Genomic DNA, 643 nt, shown 5'->3' on the forward strand with positions numbered 1-643 from the left:
CCAACGCCGAGACAGAAAACGTACCTTAACGGTGTTGGCTGACCACGATGTATTGAGTGATGATACGGCGGCAAGTTTGTTTGCTCGTGTACAACCAAAAGTGATGGCTTTACACATCCCTGAAGGGTACGAAATTACTTGGGGTGGGGAATACGAATCATCGAAAGATGCGCAAGAAGGGCTATTTGGTTCTCTGCCGATGGGCTACTTGTTGATGTTCATCATCACCATTTTACTGTTTAACTCAATCCAAAAACCGTTGGTGATTTGGTTTACGGTTCCGCTTTCCATTATTGGTGTGGCGTTCGGTCTACTGACAACTAACATGCCATTCAGCTTCACTGCATTCCTTGGATTGCTGAGCCTGAGCGGGATGATTTTGAAAAACGGCATTGTGTTACTTGATCAAATTAACTTGGAATTAGAGTCTGGCAAAGATCCGTATCTTGCGATTGTAGATAGCGCGATCAGCCGTGTGCGTCCAGTAAGCATGGCGGCGCTGACAACGATTCTAGGGATGATTCCACTCGTGTTTGACGCTTTCTTTGGCTCAATGGCGATTACGATTATGGCAGGTCTTGGTTTTGCAACGGTACTAACATTGATTGTTGTACCAGTAATGTTTGCGATTCTATTTAGGATT

General features: G+C 44.9%; 1 protein-coding gene. It reads left to right on the plus strand.

Translation table 11 applies throughout. The features are described 5' to 3' along the window. On the plus strand, positions 1 to 643 hold a 643-nt coding region (locus R8N49_RS28010; RefSeq protein ID WP_318190555.1), incomplete at both ends, for an efflux RND transporter permease subunit.

The sequence above is a fragment of the Vibrio sp. 1978 genome (assembly GCF_033344345.1).